Source organism: Curtobacterium sp. GD1 (genome assembly GCF_020882855.1).
Classification (GTDB): domain Bacteria; phylum Actinomycetota; class Actinomycetes; order Actinomycetales; family Microbacteriaceae; genus Curtobacterium.
This window is the reverse complement of the sequence record NZ_JAFEVQ010000041.1, coordinates 21,549-27,836: the sequence shown is the minus strand read 5'-3', so window position 1 is coordinate 27,836 and position 6,288 is coordinate 21,549. Positions and strand designations below refer to the sequence as shown.

Below are 6,288 nucleotides of genomic sequence, written 5' to 3'. Positions count from 1 at the left end.
GTGGCGGCAGAAGGGGCAGAACATGTCGACCCCAGGCTACCGGTTCGTGCGCTCCGTCACGGCGGCGCCGTGCGCGGGGAGCTGCTCCTCGGTCGCGAGGGCGACGATGTGCGGCGCGACCTCGGCGAGGGCCTCGGGCGAGTAGCGGATGACCTGCTGCGGGCGGAGGAACGTCGACGCGGACAGCCCGGAGCCGAAGCGCGCCTGCCCGCCGGTCGGCAGGACGTGGTTGGACCCGGCCAGGTAGTCGCCGAGGCTGACGGGCGTGCTCGGCCCGACGAACACCGCGCCCGCGGCGTCGATGTCGGCGAGGACCGCGTCGTCGTCGGCGGTCTGGATCTCGAGGTGCTCCGGCCCGTAGGCGTTGCTCACGGTCGCCGCGTCGGCGAGCGAGTCCACGAGCACGATCGCGGACTGCGGTCCGTCCAGGGCGACCTGGAGGCGCGACGCGGTCCCGACACGCGCAGCACGTTCCGGGATGGCCGCCTCCACCGCGTCGGCGAACGCCGCCGACGTCGTCACCAGCACGCTGCCGGCCTGCTCGTCGTGCTCGGCCTGGCTGATGAGGTCGGCGGCCACGTACCCGGGGTCCGCGGTGTCGTCGGCGATCACGAGGATCTCCGTCGCGCCGGCCTCGGCGTCGATGCCGACGACACCGCGCACGAGGCGCTTGGCCGCTGCGACGTAGTTGTTGCCGGGGCCCGTGACGAGGTCGACGGGCTCGAGGCCGATCGACGGGACGCCGTACGCCAGCGCACCGACGGCTCCGGCGCCGCCCATGGCGTAGACCTCGTCGATGCCGAGCACGCCGGCCGCCGCGAGGATCGTCGGGTGCACCGCTCCCCCGTGGTCACGCTGCGGGGGCGACACGAGCGCGATCGACCGCACGCCGGCGACCTGGGCGGGGACGACGTTCATGACGACGCTCGACGGGTACACCGCCTTGCCACCGGGCACGTAGAGGCCCACGCGGCGCATCGGCTGCCAGCGCTGGTGCACCTCGGCGCCGTCGGCCAGGGTGGTCACGGACGCGGCGGGCACCTGGGCCGCACTCGCTGCCCGGACCCGGCGGATGGCCTCGTCGAGCGCTTCCCGGAGCTCGGGCGTGAGGCCGGCGACGGCCGCGGCGATCTCGGCAGCGGGGACCCGCACGTGCTCGGGCGCTCCCCCGTCGAACCGTTCGGCCTGGTCGTGCAGCGCCGACGCCCCGTGCTCGCGGACGGCGTCGACGAGCTCGCGGGCGGCGTCCACCGCGTGCGAGACGTCACCGGCGGCGCGCGGCATGAGTCGGAGGAGTTCGGCACGGGCGGGGAGGCCGCCACGGAGGTCGATTCGCTGCATCATCAGGTGGTCAAGCCTACCGAGCGCGGACGGGAGGTCGGTGGCGGACCGGCACCGCGCCTCCTGGCCCGCGCTGACGGGGCCCGGGGCCCGCGTCGTCAGGCGAGCGCGTCGACGACGGGGCTGTGTCGGGCGGCGGCTGCCGCGTCCCAGGCGCCGAGCAGGTGGAGCGTCGCGATGCGGAACGCGAGCGCGCGGACGAGCAGTTGGTCCCACTCCGCGACGTCGGCACCGAGCGCGTCGAGCTGCGCGACCGGGACGCCGTGCCAGCACACTGCGTCGATCGCGGCGACGGCCGCACCGAACCCGGCGGGTCGCCAGGACGGCGGCCAGTCGATGACGGCGGGGACGGCGGCATCGGCGGCATCGGCGAAGAGGACGTTGCCGAGCAGGTCGCCGTGGACGAGCTGCGACGGCGTTCGGACGGGCCGGAAGGCCGCGGCGAGGCGGTCGAGCGTGGGCTCGTCCGGCAGGCGTGCTTCTCCCCAGGCCATCCGGTCGGCGCGGCCCCACGGGTCCTCGGGGCGCGGCGCGGACGGGGCGAGGAACGCGGGGCGATCGAGGTGTGCGATCGCTCGGTGGAAGGCGTTCCCGACGCGGATGACGTCGGCGATCCGGGTCTCGTCGGCGCGGCCGGGGAGCCACTCCCACGCCTCCCATGCGCCGGCGCGCCAGGGGCCGTCGACCGTCCGGACGGGTCGAGGTGTGCGGAACGTCGAGGTGTGCGCCAGTTCGGCGAGGACGCCCGCCCGCCAGTCCGTCACCGTTGCGCCGTCGTGCGGTCGGAGGACGACGTCGCCGGCGCGCCAGGTCAGCCCGCGCCCGCCCGCGAGCCGTTCGAGCCGCTGGTCGCCCACGCCGAATGCACGCAGGGTGCCGGCGTCCGGACCGCCCGCCACGGTGTTCACGCGGTCCGGAGCACCTTCGACATCGGACGGCCCTTCGCGACCTCGTCGACGAGCTTGTCCAGGTACCGGATCTGCCGCATGAGCGGGTCGTCGAGTTCTTCGATCCGGACGCCGCAGATCACGCCGGTGATGAGCGGTGCGTTCGGATGGAGGTGCGCGGCCGCGAAGAAGTCCTCGAACGTGCTCTCGTCGGCGAGGTGCTGCTCGAGCGCGGCGTCGTCGAACCCCGTGAGCCACTCGATCACCGCGTCGAGCTCGGCCTTGGTGTGCCCCTTGCGCTCCACCTTCGCGAGGTAGTGCGGGTACACCGCGGCGAACGGCGTGCCGAAGATGCGGTGCCCGGCCATCGTCAGACCAGGCAGCGCGGCCCGAGCAGGCTCTTCAGCTCGCCGAAGAGGTCGGGCGTCAGGTTCACCGGGAACGGCAGCTCGAACGTGCGCGCGACGTCGTCCTTGATGAGCTTCAACCGGACCTCGGTCTCGCCGCTGTGCCGACCGAGGACGGCGGCGAGTTCGGTCACCGTCGTGGTCGTCGCCTGCCGCTCGGGCAGGCTCAGCGTGAGCGGGCCGGACCCCATGGCGTCGCCGACGTTCGGCTGGAACATGCTCACCGCGTGCAGGGCCTTGCCGTCGTCGCGCACGTTGACACGACCGCGCAGGACCACGATCGAGTCGGCGACGAGCGACGGGCCGAACTCCTGGTAGGTCTTGCCCAGGAACATCACGCCGATCTGGCCGCCGAAGTCCTCGATGTCGACGATGCCGTACGGGTTGCCGCTGGACTTCGCCACCCGGTGCTGCACGCTCGTCAGGAGCCCCGCGACGGTGACCGTCTCACCCTCGACCGAGTCGTCGGCCGCGATGAGGTCGGCGATGGTGATCGACTGGTGCTTGGCCAGCTCGATCTCGAGCCCGGCGAGCGGGTGGTCGGAGACGTACAGGCCGAGCATGTCTCGTTCGAACGCGAGCTTGTCGCGCTTGGACCACTCCGGACGGTCGGGCACCTGGGACACGACGGCTGCCGACGGTTGTTCCTCGGCGACCTCGGCGAAGAGCGAGTCGAAGTCGAACCCGACGTTGCCGTGGGCCTCGTCGCGTTTGACCTTCACCGCACCTTCGACGGCGCCCTCGTGGATCTCGACGAGTGCACGGCGGGAATCGCCGAACTCGTCGAACGCACCGGCCTTGATGAGCGACTCGACCGTCCGCTTGTTCGCCGACGAGATCGGGATCTTGCGGAGGAAGTCGTGGAAGGACTCGAACGCGCCCTTCTCGGTGCGGGCCTGGACGATGTCGTCGACGACGTTGAAGCCGACGTTGCGGATCGCGCCCATGCCGAAACGGATGTCCTCACCGACGGCGGCGAAGAAGCCGATCGACTCGTTGACGTCCGGCGGCATGACCTTGATGCCCATCCGGCGGCACTCGTTGAGGTACAGCGCGAGCTTGTCGCGGGCGTCGCCGACGCTCGTCAGCAGGGCAGCCATGTACTCGGCCGGGTAGTGCGCCTTGAGGTAGGCGGTCCAGAACGACACCACGCCGTACGCCGCCGAGTGCGCCTTGTTGAACGCGTAGTCGGAGAACGGCAGCAGGATGTCCCAGAGGGTCTTGATGGCAGCGGCCGAGTAGCCGTTGTCCTGCATGCCCTTCTCGAAGCCGGCGTACTGCTTGTCCAGCTCGGACTTCTTCTTCTTGCCCATCGCGCGGCGGAGGATGTCCGCTTGGCCGAGCGAGAACCCGGCCACCTTCTGCGCGATGGCCATGACCTGCTCCTGGTAGATGATCAGGCCGTAGGTCGTGCCGATGATGTCCTGCAGGGGCTCCTCGAGCTCCGGGTGGATCGGCGTGATCGGCTGCTCGCCGTTCTTGCGGAGCGCGTAGTTCGTGTGCGAGTTCGCACCCATGGGGCCCGGACGGTACAGGGCGATGAGCGCGGAGATGTCCTCGAAGTTGTCGGGCTTCATCAGGCGCAGCAGCCCACGCATCGGTCCGCCGTCGAGCTGGAACACGCCGAGGGTGTCACCACGCTGCAGGAGCGCGTACGCCTCGGGGTCCTCGAGCCCCATGTTCTCGAGGTCGAGCTCGATCCCACGGTTCGTCTTGATGTTGTCGAGGGCGTCACTGATGATCGTGAGGTTGCGGAGCCCCAGGAAGTCCATCTTGATCAGGCCGAGCGACTCCGCTGCCGGGTAGTCGAACTGCGTGACGATCTGGCCGTCCTGCTCGCGCTTCATCACGGGGATGATGTCGATCAGCGGATCGCTCGACATGATGACGCCGGCGGCGTGCACGCCCCACTGGCGCTTCAGCCCCTCGAGCCCGAGGGCGGTGTCGAACACCGTCTTCGCCTCGGGGTCGGTCTCGACGACCGTGCGGACGTCCACGGCTTCCTTGTAGCGCGGGTGGTCCTTGTCGAAGATCCCGGTGAGCGGGATGTCCTTGCCCATCACGGGCGGCGGCATCGCCTTGGTGAGCTTCTCGCCCATGCCGAACGGGAAGCCCAGCACGCGCGAGGAGTCCTTGAGCGCCTGCTTCGCCTTGATCGTGCCGTACGTGACGATCTGCGCGACACGCGCCGACCCGTACTTCTCGGTGACGTACTTGATCGCCTCACCGCGGCGCCGGTCGTCGAAGTCGACGTCGAAGTCGGGCATCGAGACGCGGTCCGGGTTGAGGAAGCGCTCGAAGATCAGGCCGTGCCGGATCGGGTCGAGGTCGGTGATGCGCATCGCGTACGCCACCATCGAGCCGGCACCGGAACCACGGCCGGGACCGACGCGGATGCCGTTGTTCTTCGACCAGTTGATGAAGTCGGCGACGACGAGGAAGTACCCCGGGAAGCCCATCTGGTTGATGATGCCGACCTCGTAGTCGGCGCGTTCCTGGACCTCGCGCGTGATGCCGTCGGGGTACCGGTACTCGAGGCCCTTCGCCACCTCTTTCTCGAACCACGAGTGCTCGGTCTCCCCCTCGGGCACGGGGAACTTCGGCATGTAGTTGGCCGCGGTGTCGAACTCGACGTTGCACCGCTCGGCGATGAGCAGCGTGTTGTCGCAGGCCTCGGGGTTGTCGCGGAAGAGGTGCCGCATCTGCTGCGGGGTCTTCAGGTAGAACTCGTCGGCGTCGAACTTGAAGCGGTTCGGGTCGTTCAGGGTCGAGCCGGACTGGACGCACAGCAGGGCCGCGTGCGACTTGGCGTCGTGCGAGTGCGTGTAGTGCAGGTCGTTCGTGCCGACCAGCGGGATGTCGAGGTCCTTCGCCAGTCGGATCAGGTCGCTCATGATCCGACGTTCGATCTCGAGCCCGTGGTCCATGACCTCGGCGAAGTAGTTCTCCTTGCCGAAGATGTCGCGGTAGTCCGCCGCGGCCTTGACGGCTTCGTCGTACTGGCCGAGCCGCAGCCGGGTCTGGATCTCCCCCGAGGGGCAGCCCGTCGTGGCGATGATGCCCTCGTGGTACTCCTCGAGCAGCTCGATGTCCATGCGGGGCTTGAAGTAGTACCCCTCGATCGACGCCTTGCTCGACAGCCGGAACAGGTTGTTCATGCCCGTCGTGTTCTCGGCGAACATCGTCATGTGCGTGTACGCGCCGGAGCCGGACACGTCGTCCCCGCCGCCGTCGCCCCAGCGCACACGGGTCTTGTCGGTCCGGTGGGTGCGCGGCGTGATGTACGCCTCGGTCCCGATGATCGGCTTGACGCCGCCGGCCTTGGCAGCCTTCCAGAACTCGAACGCGCCGAACATGTTGCCGTGGTCGGTGACGGCCACGGCGGGCATGCCCTGCGCAGCGGTCTCGGCCACGAGGTCGCCGAGCCTGGCGGCGCCGTCGAGCATCGAGTACTCACTGTGCACGTGCAGGTGGACGAAGGAGTCGGAATCCGACACGGAACCTCCGGTTCGCGGGAGCTGCTGCGGTCTGGGAACAGCCTAACCGCGACCGGGGACAAACCCGGGCGCGTCCTCCGCCGGACGGGAGGCGCGGTGCGGGGCCGACCCGCGCCTCCCGTCCGTCAGGGGGCCGCGCCACGCGGGGCGCGCCGC

General features: G+C 70.1%; 4 protein-coding genes. All 4 read right to left on the bottom strand.

Going from position 1 to position 6,288, the window contains the following annotated elements; genetic code table 11:
• Nucleotides 1-36: 36 nt before the first annotated feature.
• Nucleotides 37-1,344 carry a histidinol dehydrogenase gene (gene hisD, locus JSX79_RS16800; RefSeq protein WP_229087235.1) on the bottom strand — a complete coding sequence of 436 codons (1,308 nt, stop codon included), beginning with the start codon at nucleotides 1,342-1,344 and terminating at the stop codon, nucleotides 37-39.
• A gap of 95 nt (nucleotides 1,345-1,439) precedes the next feature.
• Nucleotides 1,440-2,249, bottom strand: coding sequence for a phosphotransferase (locus JSX79_RS16795; protein WP_229087234.1), 810 nt, complete (start codon nucleotides 2,247-2,249; stop codon nucleotides 1,440-1,442).
• Entirely contained in the window at nucleotides 2,246-2,596 is a 351-nt protein-coding gene (locus JSX79_RS16790; protein WP_229087233.1) for a DUF2200 domain-containing protein, read from the bottom strand. The genes JSX79_RS16795 and JSX79_RS16790 overlap by 4 nt, the downstream gene beginning before the upstream one ends.
• Nucleotides 2,597-2,598: 2 nt before the next feature.
• Complete coding sequence (gene dnaE, locus JSX79_RS16785; protein ID WP_229087238.1) at nucleotides 2,599-6,081, bottom strand: DNA polymerase III subunit alpha; 3,483 nt, start codon at nucleotides 6,079-6,081, stop codon at nucleotides 2,599-2,601.
• Between the last annotated feature and the right edge of the window lie 207 nt (nucleotides 6,082-6,288).

What these genes read in the sequence shown, in the direction of transcription:
- JSX79_RS16790 (WP_229087233.1), bottom strand. Translation starts at nt 2,596, where the DNA reads ATGGCCGGGCACCGCATCTTCGGCACGCCGTTCGCCGCGGTGTACCCG.
- dnaE (WP_229087238.1), bottom strand. Translation starts at nt 6,081, where the DNA reads ATGCTCGACGGCGCCGCCAGGCTCGGCGACCTCGTGGCCGAGACCGCT.
- hisD (WP_229087235.1), bottom strand. Translation starts at nt 1,344, where the DNA reads ATGATGCAGCGAATCGACCTCCGTGGCGGCCTCCCCGCCCGTGCCGAA.